The sequence below is a fragment of the Streptomyces sp. NPDC088923 genome (genome assembly GCF_044749745.1).
Taxonomy (GTDB): domain Bacteria; phylum Actinomycetota; class Actinomycetes; order Streptomycetales; family Streptomycetaceae; genus Streptomyces.
In genome coordinates this window covers 1,845,685-1,865,280 of sequence record NZ_JBIVIO010000001.1, presented here as the reverse complement: position 1 = coordinate 1,865,280, position 19,596 = coordinate 1,845,685, and the positions used below count along the sequence as shown (strand labels likewise).

The following is a 19,596-nucleotide window of genomic DNA, read 5'->3' as shown; positions in this document are numbered from 1 at the left end:
GGCCAGGGCCGCCACGTACGGCCGAGGCGATCTTGACAGCGGGCCCGGGACCATCGAGTAAGGCCCGGTCATCGGTCAGGACCATTACCGGCCTGCCCGTCCGGCGCGCGCCGCCCGGCGTTTCACCCGGTCCGCCGCGACCCGATCGGCGCAGTCCGGCGGGCAGCCGGGACGGGGGGCGACCACCCTCGTGGGCAGGGGCGCCGACCGGTGGCTCCTTCCGGTCCGTACCTCGGGAGGCAAGGCCGTGACCGTCAGCCTGGAGCAATTGCGCCGCTGCCACATCGCCGTCGATCTGGGCGCCGCCCGGACGCGGGTGTTCGTGAAGGGCCAGGGCATCGTGGTCGACGAGCCGAGCGTCGCGGCCGTCAACACGCGGACCGGGGGGCTCATCGCGGTCGGCGCCTTCGCCCAGCAGATGACGGGCCGCACCCCCGAGTACATCCGCGTCGTGCGGCCGGTCTCGGGCGGCACGGTGGTCGATGTGGACATGGCGCAGCGGATGCTGCGGCACCTGCTCGGCGACAAGCTGCGCCGGGCGCTGCGCCGCAAGCCGCGGCTGCGCGCCGCCGCCTGCACCCCGCACGAGTCCGACCCCCTCGCGCGCCGCGCGACCGTCGAGACGCTGGTCGGGCTCGGCGCCCGCCGCGTCGAACTGGTGGACACGCTCATCGCGGCGGCGGTCGGCTGCGGGCTGCCCGTGGAGCGGCCCGAGGCGACGATGATCATGGCGTGCGGCGCCGCGACGACGCAGATCGCGGTGCTCTCCCTCGGCGCGATCGTCACGGCCCAGCGGCTCCCCGTCGGCGGCGACGCGATCGACCACGCGATCGTCGCGCACCTGCGCCACCGCCACGAGCTGCTGCTGCCCGCGCAGTCGGTACGACCCCTGCAACTCGCCATCGACGCGGCCGACCCGCGCACCGGCACCACCGAGATCCACGGCCGGGACGCGGCCACGGGCCTGGCCCGCTCGGTCACCGTGGACACGGCGGCGCTGCGCGAGGCGATCAGCGCCCCGTTCACGACGATCCTCGACGGCATCGGCCGCGTCCTGCGCTCCTGCCCGCCCGACCTCGTCGCCGACCTCGCCGAGGGCGGCCTCACGGCGGTCGGCGGCAGCGCCCTCCTGCCCGGCCTCGACCGCATGCTCAAGGAGGCCACGGGAATGCCGATCCGCATCGCGGAAAACCCCGGCATGTGCGCGGTCCAAGGCCTGGGCGCCATGCTGGAGGGAAACGTGAGCCCGATGACCCTGAGCCCGCTCGCGGCGCGCTGAGCCCAGGAAAACCACTGATCAGGGTCCTGGTACGCGCGGTACAACAGCTCGCGACCGCCCGCCCCCGGCCCCGAGAGCCCGCAATGATCTGGACCACCCGTCCCGAGACCCCCGCCGACGTCGCCGCGTGCACGCGCTGAACGCCGCCGCCTTCCCCACTCCCGAGGAGGCCGGTCTCGTCGACGCGCTGCGGGCCGATCCCGGCGCGTGGATCGACGGGCTCTCGTACGTGGCCCGCGACGCGGAGGGCTGGCCCGTGGGGTACGCGCCGCTGACCCGCTGCCACGTCGGTGAGACGCCCGCGCTGTGCCTCGCGCCCTGCGCCGTACGTCCGGACCGGCAGCGCGAGGGCGCGGGCTCGGCGGCGATCCGGGCCGTCCTCGCGGCTGCCGCCGCGCGCGGTGAGAAGCACGTCGTGGTCCTCGGGCACGCCTCGTACTACCCCCGCTTCGGCTTCACGCGCGCCTTGGCGCACGGCATCCGCCTCAGCATCGACGTCCCCGACGAGTCCCTCATGGCCCTGAGCCTCGACCCCGCGGTCCCGCTCCCCTCGGGAACGGTCCGCTACGCGTCGCCGTTCGGCGTCTGAGGGAACGGCGCACGGGGACGCGCCCCGCCCGGCCGGAAGAACAGTGGGCGGCGCGGCGGCGGGATCGCCGGCGTCCGCTCCCCGCCGCGCGTCCGAAGTCCTTCGTTCGTACGGGCCGTCGTGAGCCTCGATCCGCCGACAACCGGCCCCGGCCTCAGCGTCGGTGGGATCAGCGGATCGGCTGGCAGCCTGCCCGTCGGCTCAGTCCTTCGCCCACTTCTTCAGGGCGGCCCTGTCCTCCCAGTTGCCGATGTTCGTGTCGATGGGCTCGGAGGTGTACTGGTGGATGCGCCACGGCGCCTTGATCGAGGGTTCGCCCGGTTTGCCGTTGTAGTCGGCGATCCACAGGCCGTCCGCCGCGAAGGACGTCGTGTCCCTGTTGAGCCAGAAGTCGCGGTTGCAGTAGAGCAGCACGCGGTGGTTGGAACCGCGCAGCTTCTGCACCGCCTTGAGGAACTGGTCCTTCTCCTTGTTGCTCGCCGCGGTCCCGTCGCCCGTGTACTCCCAGTCGCAGGCGAGCAAGTCGTAGGGGACGCTCGCGCACTGCTCGACGAAGTACTCGGCCTGCGCCTGGATGTTGCCCGGCCACAGGAAGTGGTAGAAGCCGACGACACAGCCGGCGTCCCTCGCCCGCTTCGCCTGCGCCCGCTGACGCGAGTTGGTGTAGGTGCGCCCCTCGGTGGCCTTCACGAAGACGAAGGCCATGCCGTCCGCGTCGAACGACTCCTGGTGGCTGCTGACATCGATCCCTTTGACGGCCATGCGTACTCTCCCTGTCGCGGGCCCGCTCTCCGGTGGGCCCGGCGGGCGGCCCTCGGAGACGCCCGCCGGACTGCTTAGCCTGCCCCGGTCCCGGACGGCCACTCCGGGCAGCCGCCCGGGTTCAGCGATCCGGGCGATCGCTCGCACGTACGCCCGAGATCCGGGATGCGCTACGACCGAGCCCCGCGTACGCCCGCTCCCCGTACGCCCGCCCGACACCCGCACCCGCACCCGCACCCGAGACGAAGGCCACACCCCCACCCATTGACTAAGGAATACTGAGCGACTTTCCTTTACTGAGTAACTTGCGCCCGCCGGATCACCGATCCCCGTACCAGAAGGTCCCCTTCATGCCGAAGCTCAGCATCGTCATCGCCAGCACCCGCCCCGGCCGCGTCGGCCTCCCCGTCGGCCAGTGGATCGACGCCGTCGCCCGGGAGCACGGCGGCTTCGACGAGGTGGACCTCGTGGACCTGGCCGAGCTGGACCTGCCGTTCATGGACGAGCCGAACCACCCCCGCCTGCGCCAGTACACGCACGACCACACCAAGCGCTGGAGCGCGCGGGTCGAGAGCGCCGACGCCTTCGTCTTCGTCATGCCGGAGTACAACTACGGCTACAACGCCGAGATCAAGAACGCCATCGACTACCTGTGCCTGGAGTGGGCCTACAAGCCGGTCGGCCTGGTCAGCTACGGTGGCGTCTCGGCGGGCACCCGCGCCGCCCAGATGATCAAGCAGGTGGTGACGACGCTCAAGATGACCCCCGTCTTCGAAGCGGTCTCGATCCCGTTCGTGCAGCAGTTCCTCAAGGACGGTCGCGTCGAGGCGAACGACGTCATGGAGACGAGCGCCAAGGCGATGCTCGACGAGCTGACGCAGGTCAGCGCCGCACTGCGCCCGCTGCGCCGGAGCTGAGCATGAGCGACGACGAGGTCCACCGCGTCTGCACCCGTTTCCACCACGCGATCGAGCTGATCGGCGCGCGCTGGACGGGCGCCATCCTGCGCGCGCTGTTCACCGGGCACCACCAGTACTCGCTCATCAAGCAGGCCGTCCCCGGCCTCAGCGACACGATGCTGGCCCAACGACTGCGCACCCTGGAGGCCGAGGACCTCGTCGTCCGCCGCGTCCTGCCGGAGACCCCCGTACGGGTCGAGTACGAACTGACCCCGAAGGGCCGCGAACTCGCCCCGGTCCTGGACGCGGTCGTGGCCTGGTCCCACCGCTGGGTGCCACTGCCGGAGGCGGATACCGGTACGGGTACGGACACGGCCCCCGATCCGGCAGGCCGGACGGCAGCGGAGGACTGAGCCGACGAGGAGCCCGGCCCAGGCGGACGACCGTCCGGCACACCGGTCGCGCAAGCCGCGGGCGGGCCCCTGCCCCGGCCGGAAACCTCGGAGGCCTCTTACGAACCGCCGTCTGCGCGCCGCTGGACGCATGGCGAGCGAGCCTGCGGGTGCCTCGGGGCCGTGAGGAGACGGCTGTGCCGGCGGCCTCACCGATCCACCCGAAGCCACTCCGCCGACTCGACCGTGGGCACCCAGGCGCAGTCGTCCGTACCCGCGAGAGAAGTCGTCCGTACCCGCGAGAGAAAACGCCGTCGCCTTTTCCGCGCGCAGAGTCACCATCTGAACGCGTACCCGCCACGAACGGCAGCGCCTCGTCGGAGACGCGACGTGCCCATGCGGTCCGGGCTGGGGATTGGACGCTCCCTCAGCCCGGACCGGTGGTGGTTCAGCCGACCGCGATGCGTTTCTTCCAGGCGTCGTTCGCGGTGATCATGGTGGAGCCCGCGCCCGGCAGGACGGTTTTCTCTCCGGCGTAGAAGCGGACGGAGCCGTCGCTGCGGACGGTCCAGACGTCGGGGATGCCGTCGCCGTTGGCGTCGGGGGTGCCGATGACGAAGGGGATGCTGGCGCGGGTCCAGTTGTTGCCGGTGTAGGGGTCGTCCACGCCCGTCACGGAGTTGGCGGCGACGGCGAGTGAGTTGAGGTCGGTGCCGCCGGATGCGGCTTTCTTTCCGAGACGGAGTTGCAGCATCTGCGTGCGGTCGTCGCGGAAGAGCAGGTCGGCGGCGCCGTCTCGGTTGATGTCCTGGACCATGACGATGTCCCGGTCGAGCCAGGACGCGCTGGTGAGGTGGGTGGCGGTGGCGATGGCGGCGCCGTTGTAGCCGGTGAACGCCCAGAGACCGTCTGGGGCCGTGGCGAAGAAGTCGGTTTTGCCGTCGCCGGTGATGTCACCCGCGGCCATGATCTGCATGAGTTTGGCGGGGTCGGGTGCGTTGGAGGGCAGGAGGATCTCGCGCCGTTTGTCGGTGTTGACGGCTCCGTATCCGTCGCCGGGGTAGACCCAGAGTTTCCCGCCGACACGGGCCACGAGGTCCTGCAGGCCGTCGCCGCCGTAGATGTCGCCGTTGTGGGTGATCAGGGTGTCACCCTTGAAGTGGCCGGAGGCGGAGACGTAGGGCGGGAGGTCGTCGCCCGCGGGGTCCTTGCTCGGGTTGGCGCGGTAGGCGCCGGACATGGAGTAGTCGAGGTCGCCGCTGCCCTTCGTCACGTCGGTCGCCTGGCCCTGGGAGGGATAGAGCGCGAGGTTGCCCGCCTCTGTGACCGTCATGAGGTCGGGGAGTTTGTCACCGGTGAAGTCGCCCGGCGCGTCGGCTTCGTCGCGTGGTGAGACGTAGAAGTAGTACTTCGTGGGCTGGGAGACGTTGCCGGCTCCGTCGACGGTGCGGACGTAGAGAACGTTCGGGCCGGCGGTGGGCGGCTTGGCGTCCGTGATGGTGAGCTTGACAGAGGTCGCGGCTCCGGCGGTGCGGGTGCGGGAGAAGTTGTAGTTGCCGCCGTTGAAGCTGTACTCGTACTTCACGACGTCGGTGTTCAGCGCACGGAAGGTGAAGGAGCCGGCGGTGCCGAATTTCTTGGTGCTCCAGGCCGCGTCTTCATTGCCGTTGCCGAATCCGTTGTCGCTCAAGTCGGCGTCAGGGAAGTCGGTGGAGGTCACCTCGGGGGCCTTGGGGGCCGCGGTGTCGAGGATGAACCGGCAGGGGGTCTTCGACGGGGAGTAGGAGGAGGCCGCCTTGCGGTCGTCAATGGCTTTCACGCGCCACGAGTAGAGCGTGTTGTTGGTGAGTCTGCTCGTCGGGAATTTCGCGGTGGTCGCTTTGGCCGAGGAGCCGGAGAGGTTGGCCTGTCCCGTCGTCTTCAGGAGGTCCTTGGTGGTGTCCCATTTACCAGTGGGCCAGAGGTCGAAGTCGAGGTAGTCGAGGTTGCCGTCCTTGTCGGCGGCGCTGGCCGTGAAGGTGATGTCCTCGGCGCCCATGCGGACGTAGGGCTCCGTGGTGGTGCACTTCGAGTCGGGGCTGAGGTCCAGGCCGGTGGGGGCGGAGGGCTTGCGGTTGTAGGTCAGCTTCAGGGTGGGGATGCCGTCGTTGCCGTTGGCGCGGAACTTCTTCCACGCGTACTGCGATTTCTCGTCCGAGGCGCGAAGCCCGAAGGTGAGGATGTCTTTTCCGTCGTCGGCCGCTGCTTGGGCTTGCTTGGTCACCTTGAAGGTTTCGTACGCGTCCTTGCATCCGGATTTGTACCCGTGGGCGAAGGGCCGGCTGGTGATTTTGTTGCCGTCGTGGAGTTTGGGAGCGTTGGACCAGTTGGTCTTCGACCCGATCTTTCCCGTGACGTGCACGCTCATGGACCGGGCGCTGCACGACCAGGAATACGTTTCCAGGAGGCGGAAGGTGGCGTCCTCCATCTTGACGCCCTTCAGGTCCGACCCGAAGTCCATGTTGAAGTAGGAGCGGGACGTTCCCCAGGTATCGGACTCGAATCCCACACGTGCTTCGTGAGTGCCGCCCTTGTTGAAGTTGCGGCCGTTGTAGAACGTGGATTTCGGGAAACGGCTGTAGGCGGTCGTCCAGCTCTTGAGCTGTTTGGTGATCGAAGGGTCGATGAAGACCGGGTACACGGTGTCGTCGGCGTCCAGGAAGTCCGCGTCCGGCTTGATGAGCCACTGGTCCCCCACCAGGTCGGCGTCCACGAGGGAGCCGTGAGAGTCCGGGCCGGGGCCGTCCAGCGAGGGCAGGCCGAGGGTGGCCGCGCTGCCGGACTGGCTCGGGGCAGCGGTCGGCTCCGCCGGAACGGAAGGCAGGGGGGCTTCCGACAAGGAGGGGGCCGGCTCGTCGCTGGAGCTTGGGAGCACCTCCGGGTTCGTGTCGGTCTGCTCGTCCGTCTCCACCTCCGCCTCCTCTTCCGCGGTGGCAGTGGGGCTCTCCTCGGGCGTCTCGGAGGAGGCAGGAGGAAGGCTTTCGGCCGTGGAGGGTTGTGCGCTCGCGCCTACTTGGCCGTCGGTCACCGCCGGCATACCGGCGTTGTCCCACATGACGGGGGACGGGGAGAAGGCGACCTCGTCGCCGTTCTTGTCCTCGGCCGAGACGATGTCGGAGAGCGGGTCGATGCGGAAGACGAGGGTGCTCGACGTCAGGCCGTACGAGAGCTGGCGCACGCGCGGGTCGGCGGCGGCCGTACGGTTCTTGACGACCAGGAGCTGCGCGAATCCTCCGTCGTCCGCGGTCAGGACGAGGTCGGCGCCGGGGAGGATTTCGGGGTAGAGGATGCGGGAGCCGTCCACGATGGGCGTCGGAACGGCACCGGGCCACGTCAACTGCACCGTGTGGTCGCCGACATCGAGGGACGCCAGCGGGGTCTGGGGCTCGGCGTCAGCCGCTGCCGCCTGCTGGAGCAGGGGCACGCGGCGCACCGACCGGGACGACCGCTTGCCCTCGCCGCGCCCGCCGGGTGAGAACCATATGCGGGCGCTGGTCGCCTTGGTCTCCCAGCCGCTCTTCGTACGCGTGAGCGTGGCGTCGATGGGCCTCCACTCGCCGTCCTTGAACACCCTGATCGGTACGGGCGTGATGTGGCGCTCCATGAGGTGATCGGGGCGCGCCCACGTCGTGGAGGTGGGCGTACGCAGCGCTGTCACCTCGACGGACTTCCCGGTGCGGGAGGCTGCGGCGACAGCGGCATCAACCGTGCGGGGCGCGGCCTTCGCGGGGCGTGCGGGGGCGGCGGCCGACTGAGCGGGGGCGTCATGCAGGCCGACGTACGTGAGCCCGGAGGCGAGGATCGCGGCGGCGAGCCCACCTGCTGTCAGGGCACCGCGTTTGCGCAGCCTCTGTCGTTGTGACAACAACGCTTCCTGTTCCTCCCCTTGGGCCTGGTCACAACGACCCGGCGTGGCTGTGCGACGCGCCGGCCTCGCATGCTGGGGGCAGTGATGAGAGCGCGGTCAGCGTGCTGATGATGCCCCGCTCCCCTACCGGAGGTCACGGAATCTCCACACATGAAGTACGCGATCAGGGGTAACCGATTAGCTCTCTTGATCGCCACTCAAGGCCGGACACACGACCCACGCAACTCTCGCGGGACGCTAAATCCCTATCAACAGGCATGAAAGCCCCTCAGAAATGCCCCCTAAGGCTCCATGTGGGGGTTTTGCCCCATACAAACTGACCGCACCGTTCGAAACAACAGAACCTATTTGAGCGAAGGGTTCGTAAATAGAAACATGAGTCCCGACCTGATGCGTGATGATGATCACACAGGAGCTGCATAGCTGGCGGATCTTCACCTGACGGTCACAAAATCTCGGGCATCAGCTGTCTCCTGCGTGACCGGTGTGGTCTCGCTCCCACGGTCCGAGGGGACTCTCCGCCAGTGTTCGGTCAATCGCGGCGCGCACGTCGCCGTCCATCACGTCGTGCCACCAGGACGGTCCTCGGTGTGGCGCTGGTCCTCGGGCTGTTGCCGGCGCAGGCTCTCGCGGTGCCGCCGAGTCCCGAGCAGGCCGAGGTGGGGCGCGACGAGTTGGTGTTGGAGAAGCTCAAGCAGGACAAGCCCGTGGATGGCGGGACCTTCGACGTCAACCTGGACTCGCTGAAGGCCGAGGTCCCCGACGACCAGCACGAGGCTCCCGCAGGGACGGCGACGCCGCCTGCGGCCGGGTCGGGGACGGTGACCTTCTCCGGCAGCGTCGCTCGCACGCTGTCCGCCCAGCCAGCAACTGACGCGGTGCCGGTGGGCTCGCTGCCGGTGAAGCTGGGACAGGCCCCCGACCAGCCCGCGCCCACGGGCACCTGGCAGGTCAGCCTGGACGCGCGAACCGACGTCGTCGAACAGGGTGTTGATGGCGCCGTCGTCCAGGTGGACGCGCCTTCGGCGGATGCCGTGCCTGTGTCGGTACAGCTCGACTACGCGAAGTTCCAGAACCTCTACGGTGCCGACTGGGCCTCGCGGCTGCGGCTGGTGCAGTTCCCAGACTGCTTCCGGACGACGCCGGACGTCGAGGAATGCCGGCAGTACGAGGAGCTGGAGACCACCAACGACACCTTGACCAAGACGGTCACCGCCACCGTCGAACCCCGCCCGAACACGCCCCTCGTGACACAGGGCGCGTCAGGCGTCTCCACGCAGTGGGCGAAGACGGCGATCAGTTCGGCTGCCGCCTCGGGCTCGTCGGCCGTGGTCGGTGCGGTCGACTCGGGCAGCGGTCCCGGGGGAACGTTCAAGGCGACGCCGTTGGCGTCGAGCGGCAAGTGGTCGGCGGGCAGTTCCTCCGGCGCGTTCGCCTGGTCCTACCCCCTCACCACTCCGCCGGCGCCCGCCGGGCCCACACCGCAGGTCTCTCTTTCGTACAACTCGCAAGAAGTCGACGGGAAGACAGCGATCGCTTCGCCGCAGTCGTCGTGGATCGGTGAGGGCTGGGGATACGACCCGGGCCACATCGAGCGCCGTTACCGTTCCTGCTCGGACGACACGAAGAAGCTGAACGCCGGGACGCCGAACAACACCACCAAGTCCGACAAGACCGGTGACCTGTGCTGGGTGTCGGACAACGCGGTGATGTCCCTGAACGGGAAGAGCACCGAACTCGTCAAGGTCGACGCGGACGGGGACGTCTACCGTCCGCAGCAGGACGACGGCACCCGCGTCGAGCTGCGCACGGGAGGTGCGAATGACGACAACGACGGCGAGTACTGGGTCGTCACGACCACCGACGGCACGGACTACTACTACGGCCTGAACAAGGTCGATGGCGGGCACGCCACCACGGACTCCGTCTCCACCGTCCCCGTCTTCGGCAACCATCCCGGCGAGCCCTGCCACCAGGACGCCTTCGCCGACTCCCGGTGCGGCAGCGGCAAGCAGCAGGCATGGCGCTGGGGCCTGGACAAGATCGTCGACCTGCACGGCAACACGACCGTGGTCAACTGGAAGCAGGAGACCAACTACTACAGCGCCCGGAAAAAGTACAAGTCCCCGGAGCAGTACGACCGTTTCGCCTACCCGACCTCCATCGAGTACGGGATGCGCGTAGCGGACCTGACGAAGCCCGCTGCCACCATCGAGTTCACCGCCGCGCAACGCTGCCTGGAGTCGGCGACCCTGTGCGCGTCCGCGAACTTCGCCAAGACGGACGACCCCGGCGCCTACCGCTACTGGTGGGACACCCCCGGCAGTCTCAACTGCAAGTCCACGTCGGATCTGTGCCCGAGCTTCCCGTCGTTCTGGACGCAGATGCGCCTGGACACCATCACCACCAAGGCCGCCCGCCCCGGACAGAGCGCCCTGGGGAAGGTCGACAGCTGGAAGCTCAACCAGTCCTTCCCCCAGGAGTGGTACGACAGCGCGCCCGGCCTGTGGCTCAACTCCATCACCCACCGCGGCTACGCCCCCGGCGACAACACCGGAACCCAGGACTCCGCCTCCGGTGTCAGCTTCACCGCGTACACGGTTGGCAGCCGCGACCCCCTGCACGGCAGACTCCTGGACCGCCAGCTCCCCAACCTCGTCACCAGCGGCCCCAAGGACCAGCGGCCCCCCTTCACCCGTCCCCGCATCGGCATCGTCTCCACCCCCGACGGCGGTGACATCGAGGTCCAGTACACGGGGGGCTGCTCCGCCGAGCCAGCCTCGGACGCCGAGAGCAGGAACGGCACCTGCTTCCCCGTGCGCTGGTCCCCGGACGGCGACGAGAAGAAGCCCGCCAAGGCGTGGTTCAACAAGTACGTCGTCTCCTCCGTCGTGGAGACGGACAAGGTCGCCGCACACGCCGACCCCGTCTACACGCAGTACACCTACGTGGGCCCGGCTTGGGCCAAGAGCGACGACGAGTTCTCCAAGCCGTCACTGCGCACCTACAGCGACTGGCGCGGATACCGCAGCGTCACCACGACCAAGGGCAAGAAGGGCAACGTCAAGGCCGGCGACCCCCAGGCCCAGTCGACGCAGACCACCCGGTACTTCCAGGGCACAGGCGGCACGGTCAAGGACTCCACCGGCACGTACACCCTCACCGACGACGACGCGGAGCCCTTCGCCGGAACCGTGGCGGAAGCGATCACCTACGACCGCAGTGACGGGCGGGTCATCCAGCGCACCCTGAACTACCCCTGGCTCAAGCAGACAGCCTCACGCGGTCGCGAGAGCGAAGACGGCACGGACCTCACGCCCTTGAAGGCGTACCGCTCAGGGACCAAGCGCACCGACGCCATCAGGACCGTCGGCACCACCTGGGAAGCCGTACGCACCACGACCGAGGTCGAGGACACCTACGGACTGCCGGTCAAGATGGAGACCTCCGTCGTCAAGCCCAAGTCGGGCGGCGAAACCCTCAGCGAGCAGAGCTGCGTCACCACGGACTACGTGCACGACCCGGCAGCCGACCGCTGGATCATCGCCCTGCCCAAGCAAGTCCGCACCACCGCGACCCCGTGCTCCGGCGCCCCCGACGCCGACCCGGCCACCAAGCTGATCAGTACCGTCCAGACCAGCTACGACGGCGGAAGCTACGGCGCCACACCAACCAAGGGTGACGCCACGACCGTCGCCACCAACAACGGCGACGGCAACTGCTGCGACCTCAAGACGACACTCACCTACGACGCGCTGGGCAGGTCGAGAACCGTCACCGCGCCGGGTGAAGGCACAACCGAGACGCGCTACAACCCTGCTGATGGCAAGGTCGAGGACAGCGGCGGGCCAGTCACCTCCATGAAGGTTCTGGATGCCATGGGCCGTGGCACCACCACGACCTTCGACCCGGGCCGTGGCTCCGCCCTGGCAATCACCGACGCGAATGGCCGGGTGACGCGCACCGAATACGACGCGCTGGGCCGCCTGGTCAAGGGCTGGCTGCCGGAACACGCCTCGGCCACCAACCCGGATGTACAGATTGCCTACCAGGCAGCTGTGGCGGATGCCAAGACGACCTCGCCGGCCGCCGTCACCACCCGCACGCTGAAGGACGACGGCACCTACAGCAGCTCCGTCACTCTCTACGACGGCCTGCAACGCGCCGTCCAGACACAGACCGAAGCGCACGGCAGCGGCCGGATCATCACCGACACCAGCTACAACGACCACGGCCTCGTCAGCGAGCAGACCAGCCCCTACCTCGCCAAGGACGAGCCCTCGACGCACTTGTTCGAGCGGCGCTCGGACAGCCTGCTCCCCAGCAAGACCCGCACCCGCTACGACGGTCTAGAACGCCCCGTCCAGGTCTCCACCTTCTACGGCCAGACCTTCAAGTACGCCACTTACACCACCTACGGCGACAACTACACCAAGGTCGACGCCCCCGGCTCCACCACCCCCGTCACCGACACCTACACCGACGTCCTCGGACGCACCACGTCCATCCGCCAGTACGTCAACGCCGCCGCGACCGCGAAACGCGTCACCGGCTACGAGTACGACGCCCGGGGCAACCTCAACCACGTCACCGCCCCCGACGGCACCGAGTGGACCTACACCTACAACGCCCTTGGCCAGCTCGAGAGCCAGACCGACCCCGACTCCGGTGACAGCAGCTTCGAGTACGACGACGCCGGACGCCAGACCAAGGCCACGGACACGCTCGGGCGGGCCACGTCCACCGACTACGACGTCCTCGGCCGCGTCACCAAGGTACGGGAAGGCGACAAGTCCGGCGATCCGGTCAAGGAGTACACGTACGACACACTGCCCGGGGCCCTGGGCCAGCCCGTCTCCTCCACCCAGCACGACAGCACCGGCGACTACACCACACGCGTCACCGGCTACGACGCCGCATACCGCCCCACCGGCAAAGACGTCATCATCCCCAAAAACGACTTCACCAAGGGACTGGACCGGAACGCCTACTCCTACCAGTACACGTACACGCCCACCGGACAGCCTCTCAGCGTCACGCTGCCCGCCGTCGGAGGTCTGGCCGCCGAGCGCGTTCTGACCCGTTACGACGAGGACGGCCTCGCCGAGTCCACGTCCGGTATCGACTGGTACACCTCCGACACCACCTACTCACCCTTCGGCGAAGTCCTGCGCTCCGTCAGCGGGAAACAGCCCTCCCGCCTGTGGACCACCAACTTCATCGACGAGCACACGGGCCGCCTCCAGCGCACCGTGACCGACCGCGAGACCGCCGGCCCCCACCGCGTCACCGACAGCACCTACTCCTACGACGCCTCAGGCCTCATCTCCTCCCAGGCACGCCAGTTCGGAGACGGCACCTGGGACAACCAGTGCTACACCTACGACCGCCTCGGGCAGCTCGTCCACGCCTGGACCTCCAACCTCATCCCCAACGGCAAGGGAACCGGCTGCAAGAACACCGCCGGCAGCGCCTGGGGCTACCAGACCAACGCCGAACCCTCCGGACCGGCAGGCGCGGACGCCTCCGACACCGCCGCTGACACCACCGGCGCCCCTGACACCTCCCTCACCGACACCCTCACCAACGCAGGCCCGACCGCGACCACGGTCAGCACCGGAGCCACCAGCTATTGGCAGAGCTTCACCTACGACTGGGCCGCCAACCGCGCCTCCCTCACCGAGCACAACACCAGCGACGCCACCAAGAACGTCACCAGCACCTACGCCTACGGCAAGCAGGTCACCGGCAACGGCACCAGCGCACCCACGATCGCCCAGCCCCACACCCTCACCGCCCTCACCTCCACCGCCACAGGCCAGAGCAGCACCTACCGCTACGACGACCTCGGCAACACCGAAACCCGCACCCTGCCCACCGGCACCCAAGACCTGAAGTGGACCCAGGCCGGGAGACTGCGAACGGCGACCGTCGGAACGTCCCAGACGACCTACGTCTACGACACCGAGGGAAACCGCCTCCTGGAGCACTCCGCCACCGGCAGCACCCTCTACCTCGGCGAAACCGAACTCACCACAGACGCCAACGGAAAGATCACCAAAGCCACCCGCAGCTACAGCCAGGCCGGCACCCCCACCGTCACCCGCTCCACCTCCAACGGCGCCACCACCGCCCACCGCCTCACCGTCACCCCCGCCGACCTCCTCGGCACCTCATCAACCGCCGTCGAACTCACCGGCAACCAAGCGGTCACCCGCCGCGAATTCAAGCCCTACGGCGAAACCCGCGGAACAAAACCCACCAACTGGCCCGACAAACACACCTACCTCGGCGTCGGCATCGACGACACCACCACCGGCCTCACCCACATCGGCGCCCGCGAATACGACACCACAACCGGCCGATTCATCAGCGTCGACCCGGTCATGGACCTCGCCGACCCGCAACAGATCAACGGGTACAGCTACAGCAACAACAGCCCCGTCACCTCGTCCGACCCTTCCGGGCTCCACTACGAGTCCTGCGGACCGAGAGGCGAATGCGCGGGCGGAGTGCACGAATCTTGGGCCGCGAACCGGAATGGAGGATACGACCAGTTCTTCACGAAGAGCACCCGGGAGGACCGTAACGACCATTCATACGTTTTCACTGAGGAAAAATACAAGAACGGTGATCGTATAGCCTACCGGCAGGAGACACTGACTAACGACGGCAGGGTCATTGACGGTAGAGCACCCAAGGGTAAGAGCCACTGGTTGGGCGACATAGTAGATATGGCCAAGGGGCTAGTTTTCGACCCCGCTGATCTGAAGTCTTGCTGGGACATATCGCCAGAATGTGGCTGGATTCTTACTGACATTCCGCTGGTCGGTACGCCAGGGAAGATTGCCAAGATCGCCAAGATTGGCCGCGACGTCGAAAAGGCGGAGAAGCTGGCCAAGGAAGCGGCGCAGATAGGGAAGTGCCTGACGAAGGGCGATAAGCACAGCTTCCTTGCGGGCACGGACGTGGAACTCGCCGACGGCGGGACCAAAGACATCGAAGACGTAGACGTCGGAGACCGGGTTCTTGCAGCCGACCCGGAAACAGGAAAGATATCTCCACGCAAGGTAGTCGGAACGATCGTCACGCACGACGACAAAAAGTTCACCGAACTGACGGTCCAGGCCGACGGCAAAAAATCAAAGCTCACCGCGACGGACACCCACCCCTTCTGGTCACCCAGCGACAAGGCGTGGATCAACGCCGGAGACCTCCACCCCGGCGACAGACTCCGTTCGACTGACGACACCATCGTCACCATCACAGCGACCCGCCATTACACCAAGCATCAGCGCACCTACGACCTCACCATCGATCGCGACCACACGTACTATGTGCTGGCGGGCGAGACTCCCGTGCTCGTGCACAACAGCAACTGTGATCCTCGATTCTCGGTCGACTCCAAGGGGAACACCACCGATCTCACCAATCCGGGCGGCAGGGTCGGCGTTCCGAAACTTGAAGGTGGCACCCTGCAAGAAGTGGGCGGGCGCGTCTGGGGTTCTGGAGATCCCTCTCATCTCATAGGAACACGCTCTCCAGCTGAATTGAGAGGGTTGGCGAGCAGGGGTGACGCCGAGAAATTGCAGGACTTCTACCAGAGTGCAGCGCTTGCAGGGAAGGGTGGAAAGACTGCACCGGCGCGCGTGGTGCTGACTCAGGAGATCATCGATGCTTGGAGATAGTCAGGTGAGCAAGGAAGAGCAGGTCGTAGACCTGAAGTTTGCGGCGGCGCAAGGGGAAAGCGTCGAGGTGTGCTTCGAGCCAGTAGGAACCACCTTCTCCCTGAGTGACGGTGAGGCGGTCTTTCTCCGGACCGCAATCTCAAACGTGGCCTCGCTTGAGATTGTCTCGTGGCCTAATGGGATTGGGGTTTGGGTCCCCTATCCCGGCGACTATGCGATCGTTGACTCACAGGGGAACGAAATCGATACGCTCTGATTCTCTCCCGTAAGAGAGAGGGGAGCCGCTCCGGATGCGTTGCGACGCCTCGGTGATGGGGCCCAATCAGCGGCAGCGGGAGTGAATCCACGGGATGTAAATCTGAAGCCCCGCCAGGTGACACCTGGCGGGGCTTCAGCGTGGTCTGACGGCAACGGTGACGGCAACGTCAGCGGACGACGGCTGCAGTGGGCGGGTCGTCGGGGTCGTCGTCCTGGGCAGCGAGGGCGTTGCCGAGGGTGTCGATGGCATGGCGTTGGAGGCGGAGTCGGACGTGGGCGTAGACGGTGGCGGTGACGCCGATGTGGGCGTGCCCCAACAGCTCCTTGATCACGATGAGTTCCACTCCTTGCTCCAGGAGGAGGATGGCCGCCGAGTGTCGGAGGTCGTGGAACCGGATGCGGCGGAGTCTGGCCTGGCGGAGCAGGGTGGTGAAGTGCCGGGTGAGGGTGGATCCTTCGATTGGGGCGCCGTCGGGGCGGGTGAAGACGTAACCGCTGTCCTTCCAGTCCGTCCCCGCCGCCTCGCGTTCCTTGCGCTGTCGGTCGCGGTGCTGTTCGAGGGAGCGCAGGCACGGCGTCGGCAGGGCGATGCGTCGTTCGGAGCTCTTGGTTTTGGTCGGGAGGGGGGTCAGGCCGCCGGAGTTGGTGCGCTGGAGGGTGCGTCGGATGCTGGCAGATCCGCCGGCCAGGTCGAGGTCTTCCCAGCGCAGGCCGAGAAGTTCGCTCTTGCGCAGGCCGGTGCGCAGGGCGAGCTCGAACAGCGCCTGCAGCCGGTGGCCGCTGGCGGCGGTCAGGAACTGGCGGGCTTCGTCGGCGGTGAGGGGTTCGAAGTGGCGGGGCCGAGGCGTGCCGGTGCGGACGTTGTGGGCGACGTTGCGCGGGATCTCTTCCTCGCGTACTGCGTGCTCCAGGGCCGATTTGAGGACGGAGTGCACGTAGGCCAAGGTCAGCGGCGAGAGCCGCTTGGAGCAGCACATTCCAACTGCGCAGCAGAGGGGCTCGACACGGGCGGCGTCGAGGCCGCAGGCGCAGCACTGGCAGGTGGTGCGGAGCTGGTTGAGCCAGGTGCGGACGTCCTTGGCGGTGAGTTTGGCGAGCTTCTTCCGTCCGAGGCCGGGCATGAGGTAGAGCCGGGTGACGGCGGTGTAGCGGGTGTGGGTGTTCTCGCGGAGCTGGTAAACGGCGACAGCGTCGAGCCAGTACGTCAGGTGGGCGGCCACGCTGCCCTGCGCAGACGGGATAGGGAGGCCGCGGTTGCTGGTGGCGAGCTTCTCTGTGAGCTTGGCGGGTGTTGCCGGGGCGAAGGCGTATCCGGCGGCTTCCCTCCTTTCGTCCTTGCGCTGGTAGACGGTCCCGTCTTCGTTCGCACGGGTGCGGGAGCGGCGGGATGAGGCGAGGCGTGGTCATCAGGCGGCCTCCTGTTCGAGGCGGGTGCGGATGAAGCCGGTGGGAGCGGGGGGATTGCGGCAAGCGCGACCGAGCATGATCGAGGCGAGCTGGCCGCTGCGGAGCAGGTCATAGACGGCGGAGCGGCCGAGTTGGAGACGGGCCATCACCTGGGGCGCCGTCAGCAAGTCCAGCGCCGGGTCCGCAACGCAGAGGACTGCGGGCGGCGGGGCGAGGCCATCAGCAGCCGCCTTCGGCCGTGAACCGGCGTTCCAGTTCACGGCGGTGCCAGACGCCGGCCGAGAGGAGGGCCGCGCCGAGGCTGTAGCCCGTGCCGAGGTAATTCCGGTGCCCCGACGACGAGGGCGGTTTGCGGGCCGCACTGGGGCAGGCCGGCGTGGCGCGGGCCTGTTCGGTGCGCCAGGCGCGGCGGGCATCGCGCAGCGCGCCAAGCGTGACGGAGTAGCTGCGGGACTTGGTGGAGAAGTGGCCGCGGAAGCCGCGCATGTGCGCCCACTTCCAGAACTTCAGGTGGGCGAACTCCGGCAGGCGCCCAATTCCCAGCAGGTGCGGATCATCCGCCGCACATGGCGGGCGACGGCGAGCCGGGGCAGCGGCCGGGTCTGCCCGGTGCCGTCGCAGGCGGGCACGGGAGCGGCGTCCTGTGGGGTAGGAGGGTGGCGCCGCGGCCCTGGCAGGGGCGGCAGTACAGGGCGCGGTCGAGGGTGCCGGAGCGTCGGCGGACTTCGGTGGCGTACTTCGCCACGTAGGCGGCCACGGCCTGATCGGTGAATTCGGCCTCGGCGACGAAGGCGGCGGTCTCGCACACGTCGAGCTGCTGGCCCAGGTGAGTTCGCGTTCCCCGACCTCGTGGGAGCCGACGGAGATACGGGTGCGCGGCGCGGCAGCGCGGATGACGTCCGTGAGCCCGGTGATGCCGGCGTACGGGGGCCGGGGCTGTGCGCTGCCGTCAGGGCCGTCGAGCCGGATCGCGGCGTGAAAGTGGGCCAAGCCGCGCTTCTGATAATCGGCGGCCTTCGCGGAGGACCGCGCGTGCAGCCTTCTGGGTCATGGCGGGCCGGACGGCGATCTCCCGGCGCAGACAGGTGGTGAAGCGGGCCCACAGGGCTTGGGCGTGGGCGTTGAACAGGACCACGTCCCGTGGGCTCATGCCCCCTGCCGTCGGAGCGCGCCCAGCCGAGCCGCAGTCGCACGGCCCCTGTGTCGGCGCGGGCATTGCGCGGATTGACGGCCGCGCCGCATTCGAGCGGAGGCGTCGCTGTAGCGCTCCAAAGGCAGCGGGTCACCGACGCCTTGTCTTCAGCAGGGGCCTCGTATCAATATCCCGCACTCGCCGGTTCGGCCTTCATCATCACCAAGCGACCGGAGCAGGCCGTTCGAGTGAGCCGGGAACTGTCTTCAGCTCTTCGAGCGAGCAGCGGGTCAGCGGCGAGCGAGCCAATGATGCTGGGCGAGTCCGAGCGAGCGCCCCGGGACGAGGATCTCCCCGAAACCCCGAGTCAGGAGGCTTCCCCCAGGAACCTCGCGGTGGGGCGGCTGGGACTCGAACCCAGGACCGACGGATTATGAGTCCGCTGCTCTAACCGGCTGAGCTACCGCCCCGTTGCGGCGCGTCGGGTGGACCCTGTCTGCGCCGTCTGCCGCAGCATAGCCGGTCATACGATCTCTCGCCTCGGATGGGGCCGACCTGCCGCGACACGCAGAAGGACCCCGGCGAACCGGGGTCCTTCGCTGTGCTCTCCCGACTGGACTCGAACCAGTAACCTGCCGGTTAACAGCCGGCTGCTCTGCCAATTGAGCTACAGGAGACCGAGCTCCCCCGACTGGACTCGAACCAGTAACCTGCCGGTTAACAGCCGGCTGCTCTGCCAATTGAGCTACAGGGGATCGACCTGCCGCAGCGGACGCGCGGCCCGCTGTGTGCGGTGTGCGCTCGCTGCGACTCATACATTAGCGCAAGCAGGGGGGTGCTTTGCCAATCGGTTGGGGCTGCGGCCCGGCTCACGGGGAACCCTCATCGGGACAGGCCGGTGCGCCGGGCGATGATCGGGCAAGATCACGTACGGGCAGACCGACGCAGACCGAACACGAGGGAAGGGTGGCCGCCATCATGCGCTACCGGATCGCATTCGCCGCGGGCGCGGCCCTGGGCTACGTCCTGGGGACCAGGGCCGGGCGCGAACGCTACGAACAGCTCGCGAAGTACGCCCGGCAGGTCTCGCACAATCCGGCGGTGCGGAACGTGACCGAGACCGCCACGCAGCAGGGCCGGGTCGCGGCGGGGAAGGCGGTGCACGTCGTCTCGGTGAAGGTCGGCGACCGGCTCCCCGACTCCGTCTCGCGGCGGGTACGGGCCTTCGCGGGCAACGACCGCGGCGACGACTTCGGCTCCGGCACGGTCTGAGCCCGCGCGGT

The 19,596-nt window shown here is 68.1% G+C and carries 11 protein-coding genes, 3 tRNA genes and 1 pseudogene; 7 read left to right on the top strand and 8 right to left on the bottom strand.

The window, feature by feature from the left end; translation table 11 throughout:
• Window positions 1-247 precede the first annotated feature (247 nt).
• Entirely contained in the window at window positions 248-1,279 is a 1,032-nt protein-coding gene (locus tag ACIP4O_RS08405) for a rod shape-determining protein (RefSeq protein ID WP_361322191.1), read from the top strand.
• 83 nt (window positions 1,280-1,362) lie between these two features.
• Window positions 1,363-1,868 (top strand): annotated as a pseudogene (locus tag ACIP4O_RS08400) (GNAT family N-acetyltransferase).
• 201 nt (window positions 1,869-2,069) lie between these two features.
• Here the strand turns inward: ACIP4O_RS08400 and ACIP4O_RS08395 are convergent.
• On the bottom strand, window positions 2,070-2,630 hold the full coding sequence (locus tag ACIP4O_RS08395) for a glycoside hydrolase family 25 protein (RefSeq protein WP_401572938.1): 561 nt from the start codon (window positions 2,628-2,630) through the stop codon (window positions 2,070-2,072).
• A 350-nt stretch (window positions 2,631-2,980) separates the two neighbouring features.
• Here ACIP4O_RS08395 and ACIP4O_RS08390 point away from each other — a divergent pair, with 350 nt between their 5' ends.
• Both ACIP4O_RS08390 and ACIP4O_RS08385 read left to right on the top strand, forming a co-directional pair.
• Complete coding sequence (locus ACIP4O_RS08390) at window positions 2,981-3,547, top strand: NADPH-dependent FMN reductase (RefSeq protein WP_401572936.1); 567 nt, start codon at window positions 2,981-2,983, stop codon at window positions 3,545-3,547.
• Window positions 3,548-3,549: 2 nt separating this feature from the next.
• Window positions 3,550-3,942: a winged helix-turn-helix transcriptional regulator gene (locus ACIP4O_RS08385; protein ID WP_401572934.1), complete on the top strand. Its 393-nt coding sequence runs from the start codon at window positions 3,550-3,552 to the stop codon at window positions 3,940-3,942.
• Window positions 3,943-4,369: 427 nt separating this feature from the next.
• Here the strand turns inward: ACIP4O_RS08385 and ACIP4O_RS08380 are convergent, their stop codons facing one another.
• Window positions 4,370-7,825, bottom strand: a complete 3,456-nt coding sequence (locus tag ACIP4O_RS08380; protein ID WP_401572932.1) for a DNRLRE domain-containing protein — start codon at window positions 7,823-7,825, stop codon at window positions 4,370-4,372.
• Window positions 7,826-8,352: 527 nt separating this feature from the next.
• Here ACIP4O_RS08380 and ACIP4O_RS08375 point away from each other — a divergent pair.
• On the top strand, window positions 8,353-15,516 hold the full coding sequence (locus ACIP4O_RS08375; RefSeq protein WP_401572930.1) for a polymorphic toxin-type HINT domain-containing protein: 7,164 nt from the start codon (window positions 8,353-8,355) through the stop codon (window positions 15,514-15,516).
• Window positions 15,517-15,520: 4 nt separating this feature from the next.
• A complete protein-coding gene (locus ACIP4O_RS08370; protein WP_401572928.1) occupies window positions 15,521-15,772 on the top strand; it encodes a hypothetical protein in 252 nt (83 codons plus the stop codon).
• A 169-nt stretch (window positions 15,773-15,941) separates the two neighbouring features.
• On the opposite strand, the gene ACIP4O_RS08365 is transcribed toward ACIP4O_RS08370, so the two are convergent.
• The 6 genes from ACIP4O_RS08365 to ACIP4O_RS08340 form a co-directional block, all read right to left on the bottom strand.
• Window positions 15,942-16,994 (bottom strand): tyrosine-type recombinase/integrase, encoded by a 1,053-nt coding sequence (locus ACIP4O_RS08365; RefSeq protein ID WP_401572926.1) that lies wholly within the window; start codon window positions 16,992-16,994, stop codon window positions 15,942-15,944.
• Between the two features lie 186 nt (window positions 16,995-17,180).
• Window positions 17,181-17,327: a DNA-binding protein gene (locus ACIP4O_RS08360; protein ID WP_401572924.1), complete on the bottom strand. Its 147-nt coding sequence runs from the start codon at window positions 17,325-17,327 to the stop codon at window positions 17,181-17,183.
• Between the two features lie 73 nt (window positions 17,328-17,400).
• Window positions 17,401-18,171: a replication initiator gene (locus ACIP4O_RS08355; protein WP_401572922.1), complete on the bottom strand. Its 771-nt coding sequence runs from the start codon at window positions 18,169-18,171 to the stop codon at window positions 17,401-17,403.
• 538 nt (window positions 18,172-18,709) lie between these two features.
• Window positions 18,710-18,783, bottom strand: a tRNA-Ile gene (locus ACIP4O_RS08350).
• A 134-nt stretch (window positions 18,784-18,917) separates the two neighbouring features.
• Window positions 18,918-18,990, bottom strand: a tRNA-Asn gene (locus ACIP4O_RS08345).
• Window positions 18,991-18,995: 5 nt separating this feature from the next.
• Window positions 18,996-19,068: transfer RNA gene (locus ACIP4O_RS08340), tRNA-Asn, on the bottom strand.
• A 223-nt stretch (window positions 19,069-19,291) separates the two neighbouring features.
• Here ACIP4O_RS08340 and ACIP4O_RS08335 point away from each other — a divergent pair.
• On the top strand, window positions 19,292-19,585 hold the full coding sequence (locus ACIP4O_RS08335; RefSeq protein ID WP_401573893.1) for a hypothetical protein: 294 nt from the start codon (window positions 19,292-19,294) through the stop codon (window positions 19,583-19,585).
• Window positions 19,586-19,596 lie beyond the last annotated feature (11 nt).